Below are 22702 nucleotides of genomic sequence, written 5' to 3' on the forward strand. Positions count from 1 at the left end.
CGGGTTTGTAAACTATGCAAGATTATCAAAAAGCATTTATTGAGTTTGCTCTAGCGCGCAAGGTCTTAAAGTTTGGCGAATTTACCTTAAAATCAGGGCGAAAAAGTCCTTATTTTTTCAACGCTGGTTTATTCAACACCGGAAATGACTTGGCTAAACTTGGGCAATACTATGCCCAAGCCTTGATTGATTCTGGAATTGAATATGACGTGCTGTTTGGCCCTGCCTACAAAGGTATTCCTATCGCCACAACGACAGCGGTTGCTTTGGCCGACAAACATAACATAGATACTCCTTATTGCTTTAACCGCAAAGAAGCCAAAGATCATGGCGAAGGTGGCACTTTAGTGGGTAGTCCCCTTAGTGGCAAAATAATGCTGGTGGATGATGTGATCACCGCAGGAACCGCTATTCGTGAATCCATGCAGCTTATTGATGCCCATGGCGCGAGCCTTGCTGGTGTGTTAATTGCGTTGGATCGGCAAGAAAAAGGTAAGGGCGAGTTGTCTGCGATTCAGGAAGTTGAGCGTGACTTCGGAACGCAAGTGGCTTCCATTATCTGCTTAGCCGACTTAGTGGAGTACTTGAAGGATCAGCCAGAGATGGCAGAACACTTGAAGAATATTGAACAATATCGGCAGGACTATGGGATCTGATTTTTCAGTTCCGGAGGAGTTCGCCGCTGATTATCATCTGGACGCTCTAGGGCTTAGGTGTCCAGAGCCAGTTATGATGGTCAGAATGAAAGTCCGCAATATGCAAGAGGGTGAGTCATTGAGCGTGATCGCCGATGACCATTCGACCACCCGTGATGTCCCCAGTTTTTGTCGGTTTATGGGGCATACGTTAGTGCGTTCCAATACCGAATCCTCCCCCTATATATATTTAATCCGCAAAGGCCTATAAACCAATCCCACGGGGCTAAAGCACCCGCCTACAGGTGGCGTTTTGGTTTTGTAGCATGGCCTTCAGGCCATGGAGAGGTTGATTCCGAGCGCGGGGCTAAAGCACCCGCCTACAGGTGGTGCTTTGGCTTTGTAGCTTGGCCTTCAGGCCATGGAAGATTGATTCCGTGCGCGGGGCTAAAGCACCCGCCTACAGGTGGTGTTTTGGCTTTGTAGCTTGGCCTTTAGGCCATGGAAAATTGATTTCGTGCGCGGGGCTAAAGCACCCGCCTACAGGTGATGTTCTGGTTTTGTAGCATGGCCTTCAGGCCATGGAAGATTGATTCCGAGCACGGGGCTAAAGCACCCGCCTACAGGTGGCGTTTTGGCTTTGTAGCATGGCCTTTAGGCCATGGAAGATTGATTTCGTGCACGGGGCTAAAGCACCCGCTTACAGGCGAAGTTTTGGCTTTGTAGCATGGCCTTTAGGCCATGGAGAGGTTGACGGTTTGGTTTTGTAGCATGGCCTTCAGGCCATGGAAGATTGATTTCGAGCAGGGGGCTAAAGCACCCGCGTACAGCTAGGTGCTTTTATTTAAATCTTCGGGGCCAGAGCCCCGATTATGGGTAAAACTATCTTGCTGGAATTATTCTGGTTTACGGAATTTGATAGTCCAGCGGTCGGTGTTACCGGTTACTGATTTCGCGCCTACTTCGTACTCAAGTTCATCATCTTCGCGGTAATGAATGTCGCTGTAATCTACAAATTCAAAACCGGCGTCGATGATTTCTTTAATCGCCTTAACAGGGTCAACACGACGACCATTTGAACTGTTAAGTGGTTCCATGTGGCGAGCGGTATGATCTACCACAGCGTATATGCCACCAGGCTTAAGTGCTGCAAATGCCGCATCATTCATGGCTTTACGGCCTTCTATAGAAAAGTTGTGATAATTTCTAAAGGTAAGCACCATATCTAGATCGTCAACACCAAATGAGTCTAAATCTAAAGAGTAAAAACGAGCGCCGTCTTTACGATAAATTTTTGCATCTTCAGCAATAATATTCATTTTTTCGAAACCAGGCTTATCACTTAGAGATTTTTTAACCGTGCCAGTGCCAATAGCAGCATAGTATTCGCCTTTATCGCTGACCACTGGCGCTAGAATTTTGGTGTACCAACCTCCACCAGGCATCAATTCTAGAATTCGCATATCAGGTTCAAGGCCGAAAAATTCCAAAGTTTCAACAGGCTTTCTGTTGCGATCCCTTTTTATCTCGGCTTCAGTTCGTATATCTGATTTCATGGCTGTCTTGATTAAATCGCCAACTTCGTGATGGGCTGCCATTGACGGTAGACTTGCTGTTAGCCCTAGGGTGGCAAGCAAAGCAATAGCTGTTGAACGTAATTTCATTCTTATCTCCATGTATTTGTTAGATTACTTAATGGTTTACGGTTTTGTTGCTAATCTTTATTAGAGACCCGAGCACAACGACTATTCGTTCTAAAAGTTTAAAAAACGTGCTCGGATTGATTAATTATTGTTTGTGGACAAACACTTCGCCGTTTTTCATCACAAAATCGATGTCTTGCATCTCTGTTATGTCGCTTAGTGGATCACCATGTACAGCAACCATGTCGGCAAATTTACCCGCTTCTATGGTGCCTAAATTATCTAATTCGTTGAGCAATTTAGCGCCATGATAAGTGGCGCTGCGAATCGCCTCTATTGGTTTCATACCAGCTTCGACCATGAGCACAAACTCAAGGCCGTTATCGCCATGGGCTGACACACCGGTGTCTGTACCGTAGGCGATTTTAACCCCTGCTTTAAGAGCATTTTCAAAGGTTTGTTTAATTAAAGGTCCAATCGTAGCAGCCTTGGGACGAACTAAGTCGGGAAAGAAACCATCAATCTTGGCTTTTTCGGCAACCCAATTTCCGGCCATTATGGTGGGCACATAGTAGGTGTCGTTTTTCTTCATTAATTTAAAGATCTCTTTGTCCATGTATGTGCCATGCTCAATGGACGAGACACCAGCCAAAATAGCGCGGCGCATGCCTTCTTTGCCATGAGCATGAACGGCAACGGTCATGCCGTAGTCTTTAGCCGTATCAACAATGGCTTTTAATTCGTCATCCATAAATTGTGGGTTTTGACCACTCTTGGCAACCGACAATACACCGCCGGTAGCCGTGATTTTAATTAAGTCTGCACCGTCTTTATAACGTTGCCTAACGGCTTTTCTCGCCTCAGCAACACCGTTAATCACCCCATCTTCTGGACCTAAGTCGCGGCGAATAAGTTTGGCTTGACCATTGGTGGAATCTGCATGACCGCCAGTTGTGGCAATTGCTGTGGCCGAGGTGAATATGCGTGGGCCAGGGACTTTTCCGCCATTAATGGCATTACGTAGCGCCACTGTTTCGTTATAGCCATCTCCCAAATTACGCACTGTGGTAAAACCGGCATCTAAGGTTTTTTTCGCATTTACTACGGCATTTATCGCAAAGTCAGCTTCATTTAACACAAAGCCTTCCATGTAAGTACTGGGACCTTCAAACTGGCTGCTCAAATGAGTATGCATATCCATTAAGCCAGGCATTAGGGTGTATTGGCTAAGATCGATAATCTCATCTCCCTCGCCAGCTGCCGTATAACCTTTGTCGATTCGAGTAATTTTATGATCTTCAACGATAACCGACATTTTACTTTTTACATCGTCAGTGTCGGCACTAATTAATTTACCCGCATGAATGATGGTTGCTGCTTGGCTAACATTTAATGCTGCCATGCTTAGGAGTAGAAAAGTGCTTTTGAAAAATAAAGGTTTACGGCTAAACATCAAGGAGTCCTTGCCAATATTATGAGAGGTAACAACATTAGGTTAATTTGTCAGGCAGGTCAAAAATAGCGTTTCAAACATCTGTAAACTTTTGTTTAAAACGTACCTAAGGTAAAGGTGTATTCACCACTATTGAGTTGCAGTTGTCGAGTGCCATCTATGCTGACTTCTTCAGCTAATTCGATAAGTTGATAATAGACATTTTGATGTAGTCGAGCCCACAAATTGCGTCTTACTTTCACATAGGGAAGCATGGCTTGGGTTGTGGCGTCTTGACGTATTTCAACGGGGTTGTCTTTACTGACCACAAAGTTGTCGTCAGTTTGTGTGCTGAAGGTGAGTAAATCGTCTTGTTTATCCCACTGGGTGATAATAAAAGGAACATCATCAACCTTGATACGTACTTTTTCTACGGGAGTTACTAAAAAATACTCGTCTTGGTCTTTACGCAAAACGCTAGCAAATAACTTCACTAGCGGTTTACGTCCAATGGGCGTGCCCATATAAAACCAGCTTCCATCATGTTTGATATGAATATCAATATCACCACAAAAATCAGGATCCCACTTTTCTACTGGTGGAATTTTACCTTGTTGCTGGGCAAGTTGGCTTTGTAGTTCAGATAAGTCCATTAGCTAGAAGCCTTATCTACCATCGTGGATTGTCTGTTACTGCAATGCATCTCTAACTTCACGCAATTTTGCTTTAATACGGCGCATGTTTTCTGGGCCCGTTCGAAGCAATTGTTTTTGCACAGCAGTTAAATTCTCTAACCGATCATCAGCAAACTTGTACATCACGCTATCGGTGTAAACTTCGATAGGAACAGGCACTTCAGGGGTATCCAATAAGTGATTAATCGCGTCCATTAACACAAAGGTAAAGTCATCATCAGGATCGCCAATTTCAGCATAAATATCGGCAATTGTCGGTTTATAGGTTTCGTAAAGTGAAATTAACGAATTTGTATCAATGGAATCTAAGGTTTCCACATATGGGGTGTATCGTTTGAAACTCGCCGCATCGATAAAACTCTTATCAGACTGTTCATACACTCGAAACTTCTGATCCGGTGGCACAATAACTTGATGATTGGTGGCAATATCATGATTCGCGGCATTTTCCGTTAGCACCACAAAGCGTCTAAGTAAGTCATCATTCACCAGTAAACTCGCCGCCGCTTCATAATTAGCTAAACTAATAATCGAAGTTTTCACTGCTGCGTCACTGGTATCAATTGGTTCTGGAATGGGTTCAGGGGGCGGTAAGTCGACAATTACCGGCTCTTCTTCAATCATTTCCGCTTCGTCTTCAACAGCGTATTCGTCGTACTCTTGTTGTTCTTCTACCTCAACAATGGGATCGGGAATCGGGGCTTCAATAATGGGTTCAGGAAGTTCTTCAGTTTCATTACTGCCGCTGAAAGCAAAATAACCTATTACTACGACACAGATCACAATCACTGCTAAAATAATGTGCGGTTTGATGGATTTGGGGTTTGATTCGTCAGTCATTTTCTTTCCTAAATTACACGCAACCAGATAATATTATGACAAGCTAGGAAGCAAATCGTTGAATTTTTTTAACGCTAGTCTGTAAATTGTTTATCTTTTCCTGCCAAATTACACAGTGACCTAGGTAACTCCCTTTATAGGCAAGGATGCTACCGAATAAAAAAGGGCGCACCGAATAAAGCTGATTTTATAGATAAGCACTCATTAGATACTACTACTTCCAATTCTTATGTCACTATTTGTTTCTACTAATTTTATTGGGATATAACAGTGAAATACAAGGAGTTACCCAAATATCAATGACCTAACTAGTAGCACTGTATCCATCTAGATGAACTAATTCTAGGCAACAAACGTAAGATTATTTACTGGATTAGCCCAAGCTGAGACAAGCCTAAGATGAAATTTGAATACCAACTTCTAATTAATCAAAATCAAGTTATAGATGAACTTGAGCTGCAATCATTTGAAATGAACATTTATTTAATAAAGTTGAAAATTGGTAGCGAGCAAGGAATGTTATATGACAACGGTAAATTAATGCGTTTCAATAACAGCCAGCAGGTTCGCGATGCCTTTGCCGATATTAAGGTGATGAGTTCGGTTATGATACATGACTCTCCTTACGATGAGATGATTGGCAACCCTCCTAAAACAGCAGCGAACTTAAAAATGCCTTTTTCCATGCAACAACCTTACTAAAACATTGAATAATCAAAATCACCCACCATACTATGGGGGCTAGTCAATAATGACTATTTTGTCTAGATTGGTCTTATCAAATTCATAAGCTTAACGTTACTCAAGAGGCAAGTTTTTCATGCAATTTCTACATACTATGGTGCGAGTCGCAGACTTAGATGCATCTTTAAAATTCTATTGTGAACATTTGGGTTTGCAAGAAAGCAAGCGAATTGAAAACGAAAAAGGTCGATTTACCTTGGTTTATTTAGCCGCTCCTGAAGATGCCGAGCGTGCGGAAAAAGATGAAGCTCCTTTGGTTGAGCTGACTTATAACTGGGATCCAGAAACCTATTCAGGTGGTCGAAACTTCGGACATTTGGCTTTCCAAGTTGATGACATCTACGGATTGTGCCAAAAACTTAGTGATGCAGGTGTTGTGATTAATCGTCCTCCACGGGATGGTTATATGGCGTTTGTGCGTTCACCGGATAATATTTCTATTGAACTATTACAACGAGGTGACGCCCTTGCTCCTCAAGAACCTTGGGCATCCATGGAAAATACTGGCGAGTGGTAATTATTCGTTAACAAAGCGTCCCCTGTAGGCGGGTGCTTTAGCCCCGTTTGCACGATCAACCTTTCCATGGCCTAAAGGCCAGGCTACACCGGGCTTTTTTAGGCGGGTGCTTTAGCCCCGTGTGCATAATCAACCTTTCCATGGCCTGAAGGCCAGGCTACATGAGGCCTTTGTAGGCGGGTTCTTTAGCCCCCGCTTGCACAATTGACCTTTCCTTGGCCTAAAGGCCATGCTACACGGGCTTTTTTAGGCGGGTGCTTCAGCCCCGTGTGCATAATCAACCTTTTCGTGGCCTAAAGGCCAGGCTACACCGGGCTTCTGTAGGCGGGTGCTTCAGCCCCGCTTGCACAATCAGCCTTTTCATGGCTTAAAGGCCAGGCTACACGGGAACCTCTGTAGACGGGTGCTTTAGCCCCGTGTGCACAATCCCTTTCCACGGCCTAAAGGCCATGCTACAAGGCTTTGGGTGCTTACAATCCGTTAAAATGTCTAGTAATTCTATGGCTGAGATAAACTATCGCTTACAGCTAGTGTATAATCCGATTTTTACGATTTAGCCTTAAAACATGAGTTTTAGGCATCAACACTTTATTTGGAGATCGGGTTGAACAAGCAGTCATTAATTCTACTGAAAAATGCCAATATTTTCGCCCCGCAGGCTCTTGGTATTCGTCACCTTTTAGTGGGAGGCGGTCGAATTTTACAGATTTTTGATAGCCTGCCTAACATTGATTCTACCCTCGATGTTCAGCACCTTGATTTGCAAGGGGCCACTTTAATACCAGGTTTAATTGATGCCCACACTCACATCACTGGTGGTGGTGGCGAAGCTGGGTTTGCCACTCGTGTGCCTCCGGTTCCGTTAAGTCAATTTACCCGTGCAGGTGTGACAACCGCTGTTGGTTTGTTAGGTACCGATGACACTACCCGCAACACTGAATCGTTAGTGGCGCAGGTTTATGGCCTGCGTGAAGAAGGGTTATCTGCATATTGCTACACCGGCGGTTATCATTTACCGCCTACGACTTTAACCGGTTCGGTTAAAACCGATATTGTTTTTGTTGATCCCATAGTGGCAGTAGGAGAGTTGGCCATCAGTGACCACCGTTCCAGCCAACCCACCCTTAATGAGTTGCTTAAAGTCGCTTCTGAAGCCCATGTGGCAAGGTTGATGACCGGCAAGGCTGGTACTGTGCATTTGCACTTAGGTGACGGTGAGCGTGGTTTGAGTTTGGTGCGTGAAGCCTTGTCGACATCAGAAATACCACCTAGAACCTTCAATCCTACCCATGTAAATCGACAGCGTTTTTTATTTGAAGAAGCTTGTGAGTTGGCTAAACAAGGGTGTTGGATTGATGTGACTGCATTTGAAACTGACGGTGAAGGTTATGAACCGGCAGATGCCTTGAGTCGTTATATCGCCAGTGACTTTCCCCAAGACAAGCTAACAATTAGCTCCGATGGTGGAGGTTGTTTACCTTGCTTTAATAAACAAGGGCATTTAACCAAAATGGACTTCGCTAATTCAGAATCCATGACTCAAGTTTTATATGAATTACTGGAAAGTGGCGTGGCGTTGTCAGATTGTTTGCCATTTTTCACATCAAATGTTGCTTCTTTGATGAATTTTCATAAAAAAGGCAAGATACAGGCTGGCTTTGACGCAGATCTTGTTATACTTGATGATTCGTCCCGCATCAGCCATGTGATGGCCCTTGGTGTGTGGCACATTTTTGATAAATCTTTTGTAAAAAAAGGTACGTTTGAGGATTGAATATGCCGTCTCCTAATATTGAAGGACAGCAACGTGGTTATGTAATCCCCATCGGCGGAGCCGAAGAGAAAATAGATAACCCTGAAATACTAACAAAATTTGTTGAACTCGCTGGTGGTTCTGATGCTGTGATTTGTGTCATTCCAACGGCTTCACAGTTAGATGATACTGGTGAGCGATACGAAAACTTATTCCATGAATTAGGTGCTGGTAAAACCATTTCATTGCCTATTCGTGAGCGTGCTGATGCGCAAAACCCAGATTATGTTGAACAACTTCTAACTTGTACGGCAGTGTTTATTACTGGCGGGAATCAACTACGTCTGTCGACTATCCTTGGTGGAACGCCAATCGCTAAAACGATTCGCCAAATTAATGCCAAAGGTGTGCATGTTGCTGGTACATCAGCGGGAGCCGCAATTGTTTCTCAGCATATGATTACTGGTGGAAGCACTGGAATAGTACCCACCGAAGATGGTGTGAATTTAGCTCCAGGTATGGGTCTGATCAATACTGTTGTGGTCGATCAACACTTTAATGAGCGTAACCGTTTATCGCGTTTATTAAGTGCGGTTTCCTACAATCCATTTTTAGTAGGAATAGGCTTAGACGAAGACACTGCGGCCTTCATTGATGACAATAATGAATTTACAGTCGTCGGTAGCGGAGCCATAACCGTTGTTGACCCAGCCGATATAGAATATTCGTCAATGGCTGAAGCTCGCAGAGGTGACGCTTTAACCTTGCTTAATTTAAAGGTACATATTCTTGCCTCGGGCAGCCGATACAACATCAGTACACGCCAAGCATTCGCTTAATTCTGTGTTTATGCTGAATATAAAAACAGTGGCGAATACCACTGTTTTTATATAGCCTAGTTACAACAATCCTATAAGCTAAAACTGCCATATCTTAAGTCCATTACTTGTAGTATTGTTTTCTTTCTCCTTTCATCAATATGATTCACGTTAAGCGTGTTGTTAAAGCAATTAACACAAGGAAACCCAATTATATGAAGATCCTCAGTAGAAACGTTTATGTCGGTCCAAATATTTACGCTAACTTTCCGGTTATTCGATATCAAATCGACTTAGGAGAGTTGGAAAACTGGCCTTCAGTAAAACTAGGTGAGGATTTTATCAATGGTTTAGTCAATGCGATTCCAAGTTTGCACAGTCATGGTTGTTCTTATCAAGAAGAAGGTGGTTTTATCCGTCGCTTGCGGGATGACGAAGGTACGTGGATGGGTCATATTTGGGAGCACGTTGCCCTTGAACTGCAAAACTTAGCTGGTTCGCCTGTAGGCTTTGGTCGCACTCGCAGTTTAGACAAACCCGGTTGCTACAATGTGGTCTATCAATACAAACAACAAGACGTTGGCTTAGAGGCTGGCGCCTTGGGTATGCGACTGCTTACTCACCTTTTGCCAGAAGAAGTTCAGTCTGCAATTAATGCTGATATTGATGATGATTTTGATTTTAGCCAAGAGCTGCAAGATTTTGTTCGCATGGCTCAGAAAAAAGAATTTGGTCCTAGTACTGGTAGTTTGGTTAAAGCAGCTGAAGAGCGTGATATTCCATGGTTACGTTTGAACAATTACAGCCTAGTGCAGTTTGGTCACGGCAAATACCAAAAACGCATTCAAGCCACTATTACCAGTGAAACAAAGCATATCGCTGTTGAAATTTCCTGTGATAAAGAAGACACCCATAATTTGTTAAACGATTTAGGTCTTCCTGTGCCTAAACAGTTGATGATTTATAGTGAACGTCAAGCGGTGCGGGCAGCCAACCGTATTGGTTTCCCTGTGGTAATCAAGCCACTCAATGCTAACCATGGTAGAGGCGTTAGCATTAACCTCACAAATGATGAAGAAGTTGTAACTGCATTCAACGAAGCACAGAAATTCGGGACTAGCCGCGCCGTATTAGTGGAAAGTTACTTAACTGGCTTTGATCATCGGATGCTGGTAGTGAACGATGAGTTGGTCGCTGTGGCTAAACGTGTTCCAGGCCATGTGGTGGGTAATGGTTCCAGCACTATTGAAGAGCTGGTGGATATTGTCAATCAAGATCCCCGCCGTGGTATTGGTCATGAAAAAGTCCTGACCCGTTTAGAGCTTGATAATCAGGCTGAACGTTTATTGGCTGAAGCCGGTTATGATAAAACCACGGTGTTGGAAGAGGGGCAGGAGTTTTACTTACGTTCAACGGCAAACCTCTCTACCGGTGGAACCGCCATTGATGTGACAGATTCTGTGCATCCAGACAATCGAGACATGGCCGTGCGGGCAATAAAAGCCATTGGTTTAGACATTGGTGGTGTTGACTTTCTAACCGATGACATTAGCAAATCTTACAAAGAAATTGGTGGCGGCATTTGCGAATGTAACGCCGCACCAGGTTTTAGAATGCACGTGGCACCTAGTGAAGGTACCCCTCGTGATGTGTCTGGTAAAGTGATGGACATGTTGTTCCCACCGGGGGCGAATTCGAGTATTCCCATTGCTGCTATTACGGGCACAAATGGTAAAACCACCACCTCACGGATGCTTGCCAGCATAATGAAAAGTGTGGGTTACACCACTGGCATGACGTCCACCGATGGGGTTTATATTGATGGTCATTTAACCGTAAAAGGCGATATGACAGGCCCCACCTCAGCACAAATCGTACTGCGTGATCCTAGTGTGGATTTTGCGATTATGGAAACAGCACGAGGCGGCATACTCAAGCGTGGCTTAGGTTATACAGAATGTGATGTAGGGGCATGTTTGAATATCAGTGCCGATCATTTAGGTCAAAGAGGCATAAATACACTTGAACAGCTTGCACAAATTAAACGTGTGGTGGTTGAAGTCGCGAAAGACTGCGTAGTGTTAAACGCTGACGATAGACATTGTTTGGAAATGGCAGATTACTGCTCCGCCAAACGCATTTGTTATGTAACAACCGATTCTGGTCATGGTTTAGTGCGCGAGCATATTCGCAGTGGTGGTTTAGCTGTGGTGCTGGAAAAAGGCATTAATGGAGACATGATCACGATTTATGATAAGGGCTCTCATATCCCATTATTATGGACGCACCTTATTCCTGCGACTATTGAAGGCAAGGCAATGCACAACGTGCAAAATGCCATGTTTGCCACAGCCATGGCTTATTGTTTCAATACGTCATTGGAAGATATTAGACAAGGCTTGCGCATCTTCAATACCTCTTTCTATCAAGCTCCGGGTCGCTTGAATATTTATGATGAACACCCCTTTAAAGTGATTCTAGATTACGCCCATAACCCTGCGGCGATTCAAACTATTACCGATTTAGCCATGCGTTTAGATGTTACCGGTAAACGTCGTTTAGTTATTGCCATGCCTGGTGATAGACGAGATGAAGATGTAATAGAAGCTGCCACTATTACGGCCAAAGGTTTTGATACTGTTATTTGTAAGGCCGATGATGATCGTCGAGGTCGTGGGTTTGACGAAGTACCACAATTACTGCGTAAAACTTACCTTGAACAAGGTATGGCTGATGAAGATATTCAAGTCATACCGTCTGAAAAAGACGCTGTTGATAAAGCCCTTGAGGATTGTCAGAAAGGCGATCTATTGATTATTCTTGGCGACAATATTACCCGTTGTTGGAAGCAGATTGTGCATTTCCAAGCAGATGGTGATGAAGTCGCAAAAGAGGCACAACCTTCTCAAGATTATCCTGAAAAACTCTATGCTCCAGTGGAACATAAGTTCGAGCTCGATGCCGGTCAAACCCTCGTTCAAGATGAAAGAGGTGTACGTTTAGTGGTTGAACGCGATGAAGATTCAGATTAATGCGTTTAGAACTGGACGAAGTTAGACGACTGACAGGCCCCAACCTACTGTGGGATAAACCAGGGGCCATCTTAGACGTTTTTATTGATGGTATAGATAGCCAAACCGTTATCACCACTTGGCAGGGGTGGGTCGATAAGCTGTTGCTGAAAATGAATTGGCAACAACGTTATACCTATCGGCTTTATACCGGTGGCGCTAGTTTGGCTATTAGCGCGCCCATGGATGCCCTTTACACCGCTTGTGACCTCGCTGAATTAGCGTGGGAGTTAACGGTTTCGGAGCTTTGCGGGCAACCTCAAGTGGATTGGCTTAGCCGCGCAGAGCAGTTGCAACTTGATTGTGAAGAAGAGCAAAACTCAGGGTTGTTAAGCCTGTTAGCGGAAGCCAAAACCCACAATGTGACAGCCATCAGTGATGACGACGAATTTAGTCTAGGCACTGGCCCCTCCGTTGATGTGTGGCCTATAGATGCTTTACCTACAAATACTGAGCTGCAATGGAATAAATATCAGGATATTCCTCGTGCCTTCATCACAGGTACCAATGGAAAATCTACCAGTGTGCGATTAGCTAGTGAAATAGCGAAAGCAGCTGGCATTTGTGCCGGCGTGACGTCCACTGACTTTATCAAAGTGGGTGATGAGATCATCGACAAAGGTGATTACTCTGGTCCCGGTGGAGCAAGAATGTTGTTGCGTGATAAACGCACGGAAATGGCATTTTTAGAGGTTGCCAGAGGCGGTATTTTACGTCGCGGCATTCCCATTGAGTCAGTGAATGCGGCGCTTATCACCAATGTTGCCAGTGATCATCTAGGTCAATACGGGATTAATACCGTTGAAGAGTTGGCTGAGGTTAAGTTTGTTGTTGCCAAAGGCTTAGCCAAAACCTCAACACTAGTGCTCAATGCCGACAATGACTTAGTGGTGCGTCAAGGCAAAAAGGTGAATTGTCAGATTTGTTGGTTCAGTGAAGATGCAAATAATCCCTTGATTCTACACAATCAGCAGGCTGGCTTACCCTGTGTATTTGTTGAAAATCAACACTTTATTTATGTGTCAGCTCAGGGAACTAAGCAAATCATTGAAGATGTTAAGTCTGTGCCTATGACCATGCAGGGGGCGGCAAAACACAATATTCAAAATGCCCTAGGGGTAATTGGCCTTTGTAAGGCGTTAAACCTACCTGAGCAAGCAATTAAACAAGGCTTGCTTAATTTTGGTAGTTCGGCAAAAGACAACCCAGGTCGTGGAAACTTATACCACCATCAAGGTGCAACTGTAATGGTGGATTTTGCCCATAATGCTCACAGCGTTAAAGCCATGATTAATACAGCTAAACAATTACCGGCGAAGCGCTACATTGTTATGTTCAGTAACGCTGGTGATCGTGCAGATGAAGATATCAAACAACTTACCGATGAAATTCAAAAATTACAGGCAGACCGATATATAGTCGCAGAGCTCGAACGTTATCTACGTGGTAGAGAGCTAGGTGAATTATTAAACCTTGTGAGAAACCAATTAGTCGACAAAGGGGTAGATGAGTCCGTTATTGACTGCGTAGATTCGCCATTAACCGGAGCTAAGCGGGCAATAGAGATAGCCAAACCCGGTGATGTGGTAGTGTTATTTTGTCTGGATCAGCGTGAAGAGATAGATCAACTTCTACAATAGCCTCACGCCTAGCGGATTCCAATATAATTGGAAAAATTCATTTCGTCCCCATTTCTCTTTTTACTTGTAAATTGTGTTTTGTTTTACACGCACTTACTACAAATACGTCTTTTTAAGTGCAAAGCAAATCCTTGTCTTTAATTGGAGTAAAAATTGAAATGGAACAGTCTTTCAACGAAGCATTATTAAAACTATGTATGCTGCTTTATCGTATTGATGGCAAAATTACCCTATCTGAACAAGATTATTACGATTCCATTTATCGTCATATTAACTGGCAAGGCGAAGATGATCTGGAGGAGTTTCAACGGCAATCTATACATCAAGTGCGAGATGCTGTTGAAAACGGTGAAGCAAAACAATTTGTTATGTCACTAAAAGATCATTTAAGCTTTAATGCTAAAAAGGCCTTGGCCATTGCTCAAGGAATTTGTCTCATAGATGGCGATATTGCAGAACAAGAACAAGAAATTCTCGATTATTTAAAGTTTCGAGTGTTAGCCAAATATCTAGATAAAATCGATATCGAATAACAAACTAAATGGCTATATTAGTAAATAGACTTTAATGATGTTTTAAATTATTGGTATTGCGCTGAAAATATAAATATACTTATTTTCAGAGTAAAAAATTAACCGTAGAGGTGAGTTTGTGCCTAGAATGTTTGCAGCCCACGGTACGTTAGATTTGTTCGTTAAAGATCAAATTTTGCGTCTAGAAGGGACAGGTCCTTGGAATCTAGAGTCATTAGACGAGTCTGGTGAGCTAGCTGATCCAATGATTGAAGAGCTTATAAAGCAGCCTTGGGCCGTTTTAGTGATCTTACACGGCGAATGTATCTATGTGCACGAAGCGGGGCAACGTTTAACCGAAATTGTTCGTAAAGAGAAGACACAAAATCGCGTGGCAACCGCGATTTTAGTGAACGATTGTGATTCCCCTAATTTTGCTCAACAACATATTGGCGCAATTTATAAAAATGCCGATGAAAAGTTTGAATTTTTCGACAATGAAGATTCAGCTGAAATATGGTTAAAACAGCAGTTAGCTGCGGTTGTAAAAGATTAGCCTCCCTATTTTTCCATAACTTATAACCCTAATGCCTTGTTTAGTTTGTGAATTGTCGTAATCTACTGATAATTCTATAAGTAGAGAAAACTGATGCATGAGTTTGAGTGGCAGCGTGCTGTTATAAAAGTCGGTAGCGCATTGATTGCGCCCGATGGTCAGCATTGCAGCGGACATTATTTATTAGCAATTGCGCGCTTTATTACCGCAAGTCGAGAACAAGGCAAAGAAGTGATCTTAGTATCTTCGGGCAGCGTTGCAGCTGGTCGAGGTAATATCCCTATACATCACACCCCGTCGATAGCTGAAAAACAAGCCATGGCATCCATTGGGCAAATGCATATGATGTCTAATTGGTCTCGCTTTTTTGACTTTCCTTGTGCACAGCTATTGTTAACCTACGACGATTTACATAGTCGAACCCGCTACGTCAATATAAAAAATACTTTGCGTGAGCTGCTAAATCATCAAGCGTTACCTATAGTGAATGAAAATGATACTGTTGCGGTGAATGAGCTTAAAGTGGGCGATAATGATAATTTAGGAGCTTACACTGCGCTTGTAGCACAAGCTGATACTCTGATTATCTGTTCAGATGTGGATGGTTTATATGATCAAGATCCGCGACTAAATCCAGATGCGACACTTATATCAGAAGTATCTTGTATTGATGAAAGCACTTTTGCTTTAGCTGGTGGTGCAGGTACGAAAATGGGTACGGGTGGCATGTTGACTAAACTACAAGCTGCTCAAAAGTGTACTCAAAGTGGTATTCAAACCCTCATAGTCAACGGTCAAAAAGGCGAAGTCTTCGACCAACTTCTAGATGGGAAGATCCAAGGAACCCGTTTTGTTCCTGTGGCAAGTCGTGAAAATGCCCGCCGTCAGTGGCTAAAACACACGCTCAAAAGTGGTGGTAAAATCGTCATTGACTCTGGCGCTAAAACGGCCATTCTCAATAAAGGCGCGTCTTTATTGCCTAGCGGTATTGTCGATGTCATGGGAACATTTAGTGCTGGTGATGCGGTCACCATCGAATATCAAAACCATGCTTTGGCTAAAGGTTTGGCACTGTATAATTCATCTGATTTGAGCAGCATAAAAGGAATTCGAAGCAGTAAAATCGAAAGCGTTTTAGGCTACACATCAGGGGAAGCTGTAGTGCATAGAGACGATATGGTTTTGCTTTAAGGTTTTTAATTAGTTCTGTTATCAATAGTGAGTATATTCAAATGACATTTTCAATCGCTGCAGCAGCAGTGGCAGCAAAAAAAGCGGCGAGAGCTTATTCGTCTTTAGGCAGTCAGGCTAAAAATGCGCTTCTGACTGAAATTGCCGATCAACTGATTGTCCAAAAAGAGCAAATATTAATAGCGAATCAAAAAGATTTAGATGCCGCTGAGCAAAATCAAATAGATGCATCTATGCAAGATCGTCTGCGCTTAACTGAAGAACGTCTGCAAGCAATTCGTAGTGCGGTTCTTGAGATCGTCCAGCAGCCCGATCCTGTGGGGGAAATAAGCCACGTTCAACAGCGTCCAAGTGGTATTCGAGTGGGTAAAATGCGCATTCCATTAGGGGTGATTGCAATGATTTATGAATCACGCCCGAATGTGACTATTGATGCTGCAGCACTGTGTCTTAAGGCCGGCAATGGCGTGATCTTACGAGGCGGGAAAGAAGCAATTCATTCTAATCTAGCCTTGGCGAACTGTATTCAGGTGGCGTTGGAAAAACATCAATTAGACCCCAATGTTGTTGTGGTGGTGCCTAATACTGATCGCAGTGTGATGAACGAACTAATGACCCTAAATGAATCTATAGATCTAATTATCCCTCGTGGTGGTGAAGGGCTAATTCGTTTTGTTACGGAAAATAGTCGTATACCGGTGATTCAACACTTCAAAGGCGTTTGTCATTTATATATTGATAAGCAAGCTGATCTAAACAAAGGTTTATCCCTTCTAGAAAATGGCAAAACCCAGCGCACTAGCGTATGTAACTCCTTAGAAACCTTATTGGTGCATCAGTCGGTGGCTGACGGGTTTTTAACCATGGCTGCTAAAATGTTGTCTGAACATAAGGTAAAAGTGCACGCCTGTGAAAAAAGCATTAGCTATTTTGACGGCGCTGAGGCTGCCAGCGAGGACGATTGGCATGCGGAGTATTTAGCCCTAGAGATTGCCGTGCGGGTAGTGGATGATTTTGATCACGCCATAGAACATATAGGCTTATATGGTTCAGGCCACACTGAAGTGATAGTCACTCAAGACTACTCTGCAGCGAATGAATTTATTCGTGTTGTGGATTCTGCGGTCGTTATGGCCAATGCCTCTTCACGTTTCTCTGATGGCGGTGAGTTAGGCTTAGGTGCAGAAATTGGTATTTCTACCAGCAAATTACATGCATATGGCCCTATGGGGGCTGAGTCTCTAACCACTGAAAAGTTTGTGGTTTACGGTGACGGTGAAACCCGTGGTTAATATTGAATCGTTAACTATCTAGTATGGGTAGGAGTTTACCAGAAACCTGGGTGTTTTTGTTAGTCATTATTGCCGTTGTGGTAGTCCCAATCCTAGTTGGATTGGGATTCTTCAAGCTTTATAGGCTACTGAAACCTTTTCCTAAAGTACCTCAGCAACCCACTTCATTTACCTTTGATGCGCCACGTGATAGCTTTTTTAAATGTACCTTTGTGGGTTGGCTAATTTGTGCTCCAATCTTCTATCTGCTCTATGTTTACTTTTAGTTTCACTGACTATCCATTGCTGTTTTCAGATAGTTCTACGCCCGCAGTTTCTTGCAGCATTGCGTGGAAAAATCGAATTGCATTCAGGTAATCTTCCACGGGCAACTGTTCGTTAATGCCGTGGAAGCGAGTTAAGCTTTTAGGGTTTAAACGCACCATCATAAAACGATAGATATTCTTGGAGAGCCCAGTGTAGTAGCGTGAATCGGTGCCGCCAATTACCAAATAGGGTGCCACCAATACATCGTTATCCAGTTGACGTATATGTTTTTCAATTAACTTAAACCCGAAGCTATCTGTGGGTGAGACTTCTGACGGGTTAATACTCATAAAGTCGCTGATCATCACACGTTCATCATCAATGGCGCTGATCACATGTTGTTTTACGCTTTCAATTGTATCCCCTGGCAGTATTCGAAAGTTAATTACTGCTGATGCCTGGGAAGGCAAAATGTTGGATTTGGAGCTACCTTTTGCCATTGTTGCCGCAATCGTTGTACGAATACTTGCAGCACTTGATGGTGATTTTACCATGGCATTGCTAACAACTGGTTCTAATAACCACAAATTGGCCATGGGTAAACGGCTACTTAATGGAGCGTAGGTGGCGACAGCATTAAAAGTCATTTTGCTAAAGGTCAAATCGGGAGTAAATTGGGCATTTTCCACTTTGACTATTGCCTCACTCAAAATGCCTAACGCTGTGTGTTCAGGTGGCTGTGAAGAATGTCCTCCAGCAGAATTTACCGTTAGCCTGAGGTTAACAAACCCTTTTTCTGCAACGCCAACCAGTGCTACGGGTTGTGCAATGCCAGGCATTATACCTTCGGTAATTGCACCCCCTTCATCCAACACAAATTCAAACTCTACACCTTGTTGTTGCAAGTATTCGGCAATTTTTACCGCGCCTTGACTGCCGCCGGTTTCCTCATCATGGCCAAACGCTAAATATATGCCTCGCTTGAAGGGTTTGTTTTGTTGTAATAACAGTTCCATAGATTCCAGTAAGGCAAATACCGTTACTTTGTCATCTATGGTGCCTCTGCCCCATATAGTACCGTTCTCGACAACGCCACTGAAAGGCGGTTGTTGCCATTTATCTAGAGTAGCCTCGTCTACTGGCACCACATCCATATGTCCCATTAACAAAGCCGGTTTTAACGATTTATCTGTGCCAGGAAAATAGTACAACAGGCTATGTTCACCAAAGGTTTTTTGCTGGGCAATTTGGTGTACAAGGGGGTAACTTAGTTTGATGTGCTGTCTAAAATCGATAAAGGGCTGAGCATTGAATTTCTCAGGATCGTCGTGAGATATGGTTTGGAATTGAATGCCTTTGGCAAATCGATTAACTGCCGCATCTGTATCTAAGGGTAAGTTGTGTTCTAACTGCTGAACTTGTAGTTGCGTGTCTTCGAATACCGTTTCGGAACGGATCCCTAATATAGCTGCAAGGATAATTATTAATAACAGCAATATGCCAATTAACTTTTTCATATTCCAAGTCCTTTTGTCATAAATAAAATTCAACAATAATACTTCAACAGCATACTCTTAATTCGTTCCTATGAAAACGATTTGCTACTATGTCGACTTAACCTATTGGCTAACGAGTTTTGGCGTGTCGAATATACAACTTTTTATTAGCTGCACTTTAATTTGGGGCTCGACCTGGATAGCCATTACCTTTCAACTAGGTGATGTGGATCCGGTGTTGTCGGTGGCATATCGATTTACTATTGCTTCAATAATACTTGGCTGTGTGTGTTGGTATAAAAAATTACCACTAAAACTACCCATGCATATTCATCTTAAAATGGCCGCAGTGGGACTATGCCTTTACACCCTCGACTACAGTTTTTTATATGAAAGCCAAAAGTATTTAGTTAGTGCTGTGGTGGCACTGATGAGTTCATGCATTATTTATATTAATGTGATTATGCGTCGTTTGCTGTTAAAAAAGCCTATTCGTTTAGAGGTGGTACTTGGCGCAACTTTTGGTTTGGTAGGCATGGCGATGATCTTTGTACCGCAATTTGAACATGCACAAAGCCAAATGTTTTTGTCATTGGGAATTACTTTGGCATGTATCTCATTTGTCTGTGCAGCTTTAGGGAATGTCATCTCAGAACGAATACTGGATCATGGTACACCTGTGATTCAAATGAATTTTTGGGCAATGACCTATGCTTTATTTTTTTTATACGGCTATGCCTTCCTCAACGGCGCTGAATTGGTTTTCCCTAGCTCTACTGACTATTACCTCTCGCTGCTTTTCCTTGCGGTCTTCGGTTCAGTACTAGCCTTTGGTGCCTATATGAAACTTGTGCAACAAATTGGTTCGGATAAAGCCGCTTATGTGGTGTTGATGTATCCCTTGGTAGCGTTATTTATATCCACCCTGTTTGAAGGTTATCAGTGGCAGTTACCCGCATTGATTGGTGTGCTGGTGGTACTGTTGGGGAACGCTATTGCTATGGGGAAAGTGCCCTTATCTTTGGCCGCATTTAAAACTCGTCAAGCTAACGATTAAACTTTCCTAAAGAGTTAGGAAAACAGCGTAGTCTTTACCCAAAATAAGCTACGCTGTTATTCGAATATTCAAAGTGAGTTTATTTTTTTGTTGAGTTCGTAAGCGGGCTCAGTGACTATTTTTTCAAGCACTTGAATGCGTTCTTTTAAGTCTTTAATTTCCTGATCTTTATGGTTGAGAGTTGTTTGAAACTGCTGCTCTTTGCTTTGTTTGAAAGGGTTTTGGGTACTGCCATTGAACCAATCGATAAGTTTCCAGTTGTGTTTAGTATCTAACCAAGCCGCAGCTAAATATAAGGATAAGCTAGCCATAATGATCAATGTGATGGTTAATCCGTTCATGATGTTTCCTCTGTTGTTGTGATTTGTAAAGTCTTGCGCGATAGTCGTGCAACATATTTATTTGGCGAATATTTCAACGTGGTTTTATTCGTCGCTTAATGCTTTAGTCTGGTGGTTTAAAAAAACATTACAGATATTTTGTAATGTTTTTATTGGACCAGAGACTAATACTCTAGTTTTTAAATTTTTAGGTTGCAGGGATCACTGTTGAGCAAGGACTTTAATGCCATTGTTTCTGAATATGGACCATTACTTAGCCGAATCGCGTCAAGTTACGAGGCTAATCCACATTTGCAACAAGAGTTATTGCAAGAGATAAGCTTAGCAGTGTGGCAATCCTTGAAGGCTTTTAAAGGCAATAGCAGCCTTAAAACTTACATATTACGTGTGGCGCATAATAAAGCGGTGAGTCACGTCGCTTATCACGCCAAACAACCCTCCAGTGAAACCTATTGTGAGGTAGAAAACTCACAATCAAGCAGTACGCTTTCTGCCATTGGCAATATTTCTAACAGCGGTCGTCAGTCACCTGAATCTGAATTAGCCAAACAATCTAAGGTGAGTTTGTTAGTTAGCGCTGTTCGCCAATTACCCGTGCAATCAAGGCAAATAGTCACTATGTCAATGGAAGGTTTGGGGTATCAGGAAATTGCCGAGGTGTGCGGAATAAGTTCGACGAATGTTGGTGTTATTCTCAATCGCGCAAAAAAATCCTTAATGGAGATTATTAATCATGAGTAACGACGACTTCAATTTAGGCCAAATCTGGCAACAACAAGATGTGGCTGAAGTAGATATTCAGTCTTTAAAGCGTCAATGGTGGTTAATGAGAATGAAACAATATTTGTATATGTTGTTCGATGCTTTAGCCGTTATTGCAGTGCCAATAGCAATGTGGCTTTTGCCTAGAAAACTATCTATTTTCGAAGGGATTTGGATTTCTATTGTATTTCTGTTTGTGTGTGTATGGTTCTTCTATCTTTTATGGCTAAGGCGTTTTTCCTTAGGGTTCAATTCTGAAACCGCTTCGACCTCGGATTTTATAGAACGGGTAAAATTGCAATATAAACAGAATATTAAAATTGCTTATGTCAACAAAGTGCTGTGTTACGTTACTCCCATGTTCTTTGTTGGTTATGCCGCAGTTGCTTATTGGGGAAACTTTTCTGATCAACAGGAATTGCTGCGAAAAGCGAAGTTAATGTTAGTCCTCAATATAATATTCATACCATTGATGTGGTTGTGGATGCATAAACGTGAGTTGAAGTTTAAACGCCTGTTAATGGAGTTTGAGTCTCAATTTTCCCAACATTAAAACTAATCTTCAAACTCTGTCATTCGATCTCTGTGATACCGCTACAGAACAATCACTAATGGCCGATGAAAATCATTCACTTAACGTTTTTAACTCAGATAAAATGAGATAAACCCTTAGTTTTAGACTAGAATTCGTGGATTATTTTTCTATGGGAGTTGGCCCGCCTTTTATATGATGGTGCAACTTTGGGTTTTAGGTGAATTTTGATGAATGAAATCGAGCAACTGTTAGAAAATAATCGCAGATGGTCTCAGAGGACGACCAAAGTCACGCCACACTTTTTTGAGTCATTGGCGCAACAGCAAACCCCTAAATTTTTGTGGATTGGTTGTTCTGATAGTCGTGTTCCTGCAAATCAAATAGTCGATTTGCCTCCCGGTGAAGTTTTTGTGCATAGAAATGTGGCCAACCTGGTAGTGCACACCGATTTTAATTGTCTTTCTGTTTTGCAGTTTGCCATTGATGTTTTAAAAGTAGAGCATGTTATAGTTTGCGGTCACTATGGTTGCGGTGGCATTGATGCTGCAATTCAAGAAGAGCCTCTTAATCTAGGTTTAGTGGACAATTGGTTAGGCCATATTCGTGATATTGCCGATAAACACGCCAAAGAACTTAATAAACTCAGTGGTGAGGCTAAATCGGCGCGCTTGTGTGAAATTAACGTGCTTGAACAAACTGAAAATGTTAAGCGTAATACAATTATTAGAGATGCACTTGCCCGTGGTCAAACATTAAAAATTCACAGTTGGGTTTATAGCTTGAAAAATGGTTTAGTCACTGATTTGAGCGTAGATTCATAAAACAAACATAAAATTGCTAATCTATCTATGATTTTTAATAATTACTGATTGAATACTTAAGCGTTATAATACGATTTTCATCTGGGTTATAGCGTATACCTTAAA

22 protein-coding genes are annotated in these 22702 nt (G+C 42.5%); 16 read left to right on the forward strand and 6 right to left on the reverse strand.

Features of this window, described 5'->3' with window-relative positions:
• Positions 1-14: 14 nt before the first annotated feature.
• Together pyrE and tusA are read left to right on the forward strand one after the other, a co-directional pair.
• On the forward strand, positions 15-656 hold the full coding sequence (gene pyrE, locus ABJV04_RS12150; protein WP_348491784.1) for an orotate phosphoribosyltransferase: 642 nt from the start codon (positions 15-17) through the stop codon (positions 654-656).
• A complete protein-coding gene (tusA, locus tag ABJV04_RS12155) occupies positions 646-906 on the forward strand; it encodes a sulfurtransferase TusA (RefSeq protein WP_348491786.1) in 261 nt (86 codons plus the stop codon). Before pyrE ends, tusA begins: the two co-directional genes overlap by 11 nt.
• A gap of 625 nt (positions 907-1531) precedes the next feature.
• On the opposite strand, the gene ABJV04_RS12160 is transcribed toward tusA, so the two are convergent.
• The 4 genes from ABJV04_RS12160 to ABJV04_RS12175 form a co-directional block, all read right to left on the reverse strand.
• Positions 1532-2299: a methyltransferase gene (locus ABJV04_RS12160; RefSeq protein ID WP_348491787.1), complete on the reverse strand. Its 768-nt coding sequence runs from the start codon at positions 2297-2299 to the stop codon at positions 1532-1534.
• A gap of 124 nt (positions 2300-2423) precedes the next feature.
• Positions 2424-3680: an amidohydrolase family protein gene (locus tag ABJV04_RS12165; protein ID WP_348491991.1), complete on the reverse strand. Its 1257-nt coding sequence runs from the start codon at positions 3678-3680 to the stop codon at positions 2424-2426.
• Positions 3681-3826: 146 nt separating this feature from the next.
• A complete protein-coding gene (locus ABJV04_RS12170; RefSeq protein ID WP_348491788.1) occupies positions 3827-4363 on the reverse strand; it encodes a DUF1285 domain-containing protein in 537 nt (178 codons plus the stop codon).
• A 36-nt stretch (positions 4364-4399) separates the two neighbouring features.
• Positions 4400-5245 carry a DUF3014 domain-containing protein gene (locus ABJV04_RS12175; protein ID WP_348491790.1) on the reverse strand — a complete coding sequence of 282 codons (846 nt, stop codon included), beginning with the start codon at positions 5243-5245 and terminating at the stop codon, positions 4400-4402.
• Between the two features lie 399 nt (positions 5246-5644).
• On the opposite strand from ABJV04_RS12175, the gene ABJV04_RS12180 reads away from it, so the two are divergent.
• The 10 genes from ABJV04_RS12180 (at position 5645) to ABJV04_RS12225 (ending at position 17339) form a co-directional block, all read left to right on the forward strand.
• Positions 5645-5947, forward strand: coding sequence for a DUF6482 family protein (locus tag ABJV04_RS12180; protein ID WP_348491791.1), 303 nt, complete (start codon positions 5645-5647; stop codon positions 5945-5947).
• 118 nt (positions 5948-6065) lie between these two features.
• Positions 6066-6506 (forward strand): VOC family protein, encoded by a 441-nt coding sequence (locus ABJV04_RS12185; protein WP_348491792.1) that lies wholly within the window; start codon positions 6066-6068, stop codon positions 6504-6506.
• A 604-nt stretch (positions 6507-7110) separates the two neighbouring features.
• Positions 7111-8280, forward strand: coding sequence for a beta-aspartyl-peptidase (iadA, locus tag ABJV04_RS12190; protein WP_348491793.1), 1170 nt, complete (start codon positions 7111-7113; stop codon positions 8278-8280).
• A 2-nt stretch (positions 8281-8282) separates the two neighbouring features.
• On the forward strand, positions 8283-9098 hold the full coding sequence (locus ABJV04_RS12195) for a cyanophycinase (RefSeq protein ID WP_348491794.1): 816 nt from the start codon (positions 8283-8285) through the stop codon (positions 9096-9098).
• Positions 9099-9292: 194 nt separating this feature from the next.
• Positions 9293-12109: a cyanophycin synthetase gene (gene cphA, locus ABJV04_RS12200; protein WP_348491795.1), complete on the forward strand. Its 2817-nt coding sequence runs from the start codon at positions 9293-9295 to the stop codon at positions 12107-12109.
• Entirely contained in the window at positions 12109-13788 is a 1680-nt protein-coding gene (locus ABJV04_RS12205) for a Mur ligase family protein (protein ID WP_348491796.1), read from the forward strand. Before cphA ends, ABJV04_RS12205 begins: the two co-directional genes overlap by 1 nt.
• A gap of 158 nt (positions 13789-13946) precedes the next feature.
• Positions 13947-14321, forward strand: a complete 375-nt coding sequence (locus ABJV04_RS12210; RefSeq protein ID WP_348491797.1) for a TerB family tellurite resistance protein — start codon at positions 13947-13949, stop codon at positions 14319-14321.
• Positions 14322-14439: 118 nt separating this feature from the next.
• Positions 14440-14856 carry a hypothetical protein gene (locus tag ABJV04_RS12215; protein ID WP_348491798.1) on the forward strand — a complete coding sequence of 139 codons (417 nt, stop codon included), beginning with the start codon at positions 14440-14442 and terminating at the stop codon, positions 14854-14856.
• A 93-nt stretch (positions 14857-14949) separates the two neighbouring features.
• Positions 14950-16047, forward strand: coding sequence for a glutamate 5-kinase (gene proB / locus ABJV04_RS12220; protein ID WP_348491799.1), 1098 nt, complete (start codon positions 14950-14952; stop codon positions 16045-16047).
• Between the two features lie 41 nt (positions 16048-16088).
• The gene (locus ABJV04_RS12225) at positions 16089-17339 is read left to right on the forward strand and encodes a glutamate-5-semialdehyde dehydrogenase (RefSeq protein ID WP_348491800.1); all 1251 of its coding nucleotides are present in this window, start codon (positions 16089-16091) and stop codon (positions 17337-17339) included.
• A gap of 275 nt (positions 17340-17614) precedes the next feature.
• Here ABJV04_RS12225 and ABJV04_RS12230 read toward each other — a convergent pair whose 3' ends face one another.
• Positions 17615-19102, reverse strand: a complete 1488-nt coding sequence (locus tag ABJV04_RS12230) for a M20 family peptidase (RefSeq protein WP_348491801.1) — start codon at positions 19100-19102, stop codon at positions 17615-17617.
• Between the two features lie 124 nt (positions 19103-19226).
• Here ABJV04_RS12230 and ABJV04_RS12235 point away from each other — a divergent pair, with 124 nt between their 5' ends.
• Positions 19227-20138 (forward strand): EamA family transporter, encoded by a 912-nt coding sequence (locus ABJV04_RS12235; RefSeq protein WP_348491802.1) that lies wholly within the window; start codon positions 19227-19229, stop codon positions 20136-20138.
• Between the two features lie 68 nt (positions 20139-20206).
• Here ABJV04_RS12235 and ABJV04_RS12240 read toward each other — a convergent pair whose 3' ends face one another.
• Positions 20207-20479: a hypothetical protein gene (locus ABJV04_RS12240; RefSeq protein WP_348491803.1), complete on the reverse strand. Its 273-nt coding sequence runs from the start codon at positions 20477-20479 to the stop codon at positions 20207-20209.
• A gap of 207 nt (positions 20480-20686) precedes the next feature.
• Between ABJV04_RS12240 and ABJV04_RS12245 the strand changes: the two genes are divergently transcribed.
• The 3 genes from ABJV04_RS12245 (at position 20687) to can (ending at position 22597) form a co-directional block, all read left to right on the forward strand.
• Complete coding sequence (locus tag ABJV04_RS12245) at positions 20687-21220, forward strand: sigma-70 family RNA polymerase sigma factor (RefSeq protein WP_348491804.1); 534 nt, start codon at positions 20687-20689, stop codon at positions 21218-21220.
• Positions 21213-21794: a hypothetical protein gene (locus ABJV04_RS12250; protein WP_348491805.1), complete on the forward strand. Its 582-nt coding sequence runs from the start codon at positions 21213-21215 to the stop codon at positions 21792-21794. Before ABJV04_RS12245 ends, ABJV04_RS12250 begins: the two co-directional genes overlap by 8 nt.
• Before the next feature lie 209 nt (positions 21795-22003).
• Complete coding sequence (gene can / locus ABJV04_RS12255; protein WP_348491806.1) at positions 22004-22597, forward strand: carbonate dehydratase; 594 nt, start codon at positions 22004-22006, stop codon at positions 22595-22597.
• The last annotated feature ends 105 nt before the right edge of the window (positions 22598-22702 follow it).

The organism is Aliiglaciecola sp. (assembly GCF_039982535.1).
Taxonomy (GTDB): Bacteria; Pseudomonadota; Gammaproteobacteria; order Enterobacterales; family Alteromonadaceae; genus Aliiglaciecola.

Coding starts and splice junctions, on each gene's coding strand:
- pyrE (WP_348491784.1), top strand. CDS start 15: ATGCAAGATTATCAAAAAGCATTTATTGAGTTTGCTCTAGCGCGCAAG.
- tusA (WP_348491786.1), top strand. CDS start 646: ATGGGATCTGATTTTTCAGTTCCGGAGGAGTTCGCCGCTGATTATCAT.
- ABJV04_RS12160 (WP_348491787.1), bottom strand. CDS start 2,299: ATGAAATTACGTTCAACAGCTATTGCTTTGCTTGCCACCCTAGGGCTA.
- ABJV04_RS12165 (WP_348491991.1), bottom strand. CDS start 3,680: ATGGCAGCATTAAATGTTAGCCAAGCAGCAACCATCATTCATGCGGGT.
- ABJV04_RS12170 (WP_348491788.1), bottom strand. CDS start 4,363: ATGGACTTATCTGAACTACAAAGCCAACTTGCCCAGCAACAAGGTAAA.
- ABJV04_RS12175 (WP_348491790.1), bottom strand. CDS start 5,245: ATGACTGACGAATCAAACCCCAAATCCATCAAACCGCACATTATTTTA.
- ABJV04_RS12180 (WP_348491791.1), top strand. CDS start 5,645: ATGAAATTTGAATACCAACTTCTAATTAATCAAAATCAAGTTATAGAT.
- ABJV04_RS12185 (WP_348491792.1), top strand. CDS start 6,066: ATGCAATTTCTACATACTATGGTGCGAGTCGCAGACTTAGATGCATCT.
- ABJV04_RS12195 (WP_348491794.1), top strand. CDS start 8,283: ATGCCGTCTCCTAATATTGAAGGACAGCAACGTGGTTATGTAATCCCC.
- cphA (WP_348491795.1), top strand. CDS start 9,293: ATGAAGATCCTCAGTAGAAACGTTTATGTCGGTCCAAATATTTACGCT.
- ABJV04_RS12205 (WP_348491796.1), top strand. CDS start 12,109: ATGCGTTTAGAACTGGACGAAGTTAGACGACTGACAGGCCCCAACCTA.
- ABJV04_RS12210 (WP_348491797.1), top strand. CDS start 13,947: ATGGAACAGTCTTTCAACGAAGCATTATTAAAACTATGTATGCTGCTT.
- proB (WP_348491799.1), top strand. CDS start 14,950: ATGCATGAGTTTGAGTGGCAGCGTGCTGTTATAAAAGTCGGTAGCGCA.
- ABJV04_RS12225 (WP_348491800.1), top strand. CDS start 16,089: ATGACATTTTCAATCGCTGCAGCAGCAGTGGCAGCAAAAAAAGCGGCG.
- ABJV04_RS12230 (WP_348491801.1), bottom strand. CDS start 19,102: ATGAAAAAGTTAATTGGCATATTGCTGTTATTAATAATTATCCTTGCA.
- ABJV04_RS12240 (WP_348491803.1), bottom strand. CDS start 20,479: ATGAACGGATTAACCATCACATTGATCATTATGGCTAGCTTATCCTTA.
- ABJV04_RS12250 (WP_348491805.1), top strand. CDS start 21,213: ATGAGTAACGACGACTTCAATTTAGGCCAAATCTGGCAACAACAAGAT.
- can (WP_348491806.1), top strand. CDS start 22,004: ATGAATGAAATCGAGCAACTGTTAGAAAATAATCGCAGATGGTCTCAG.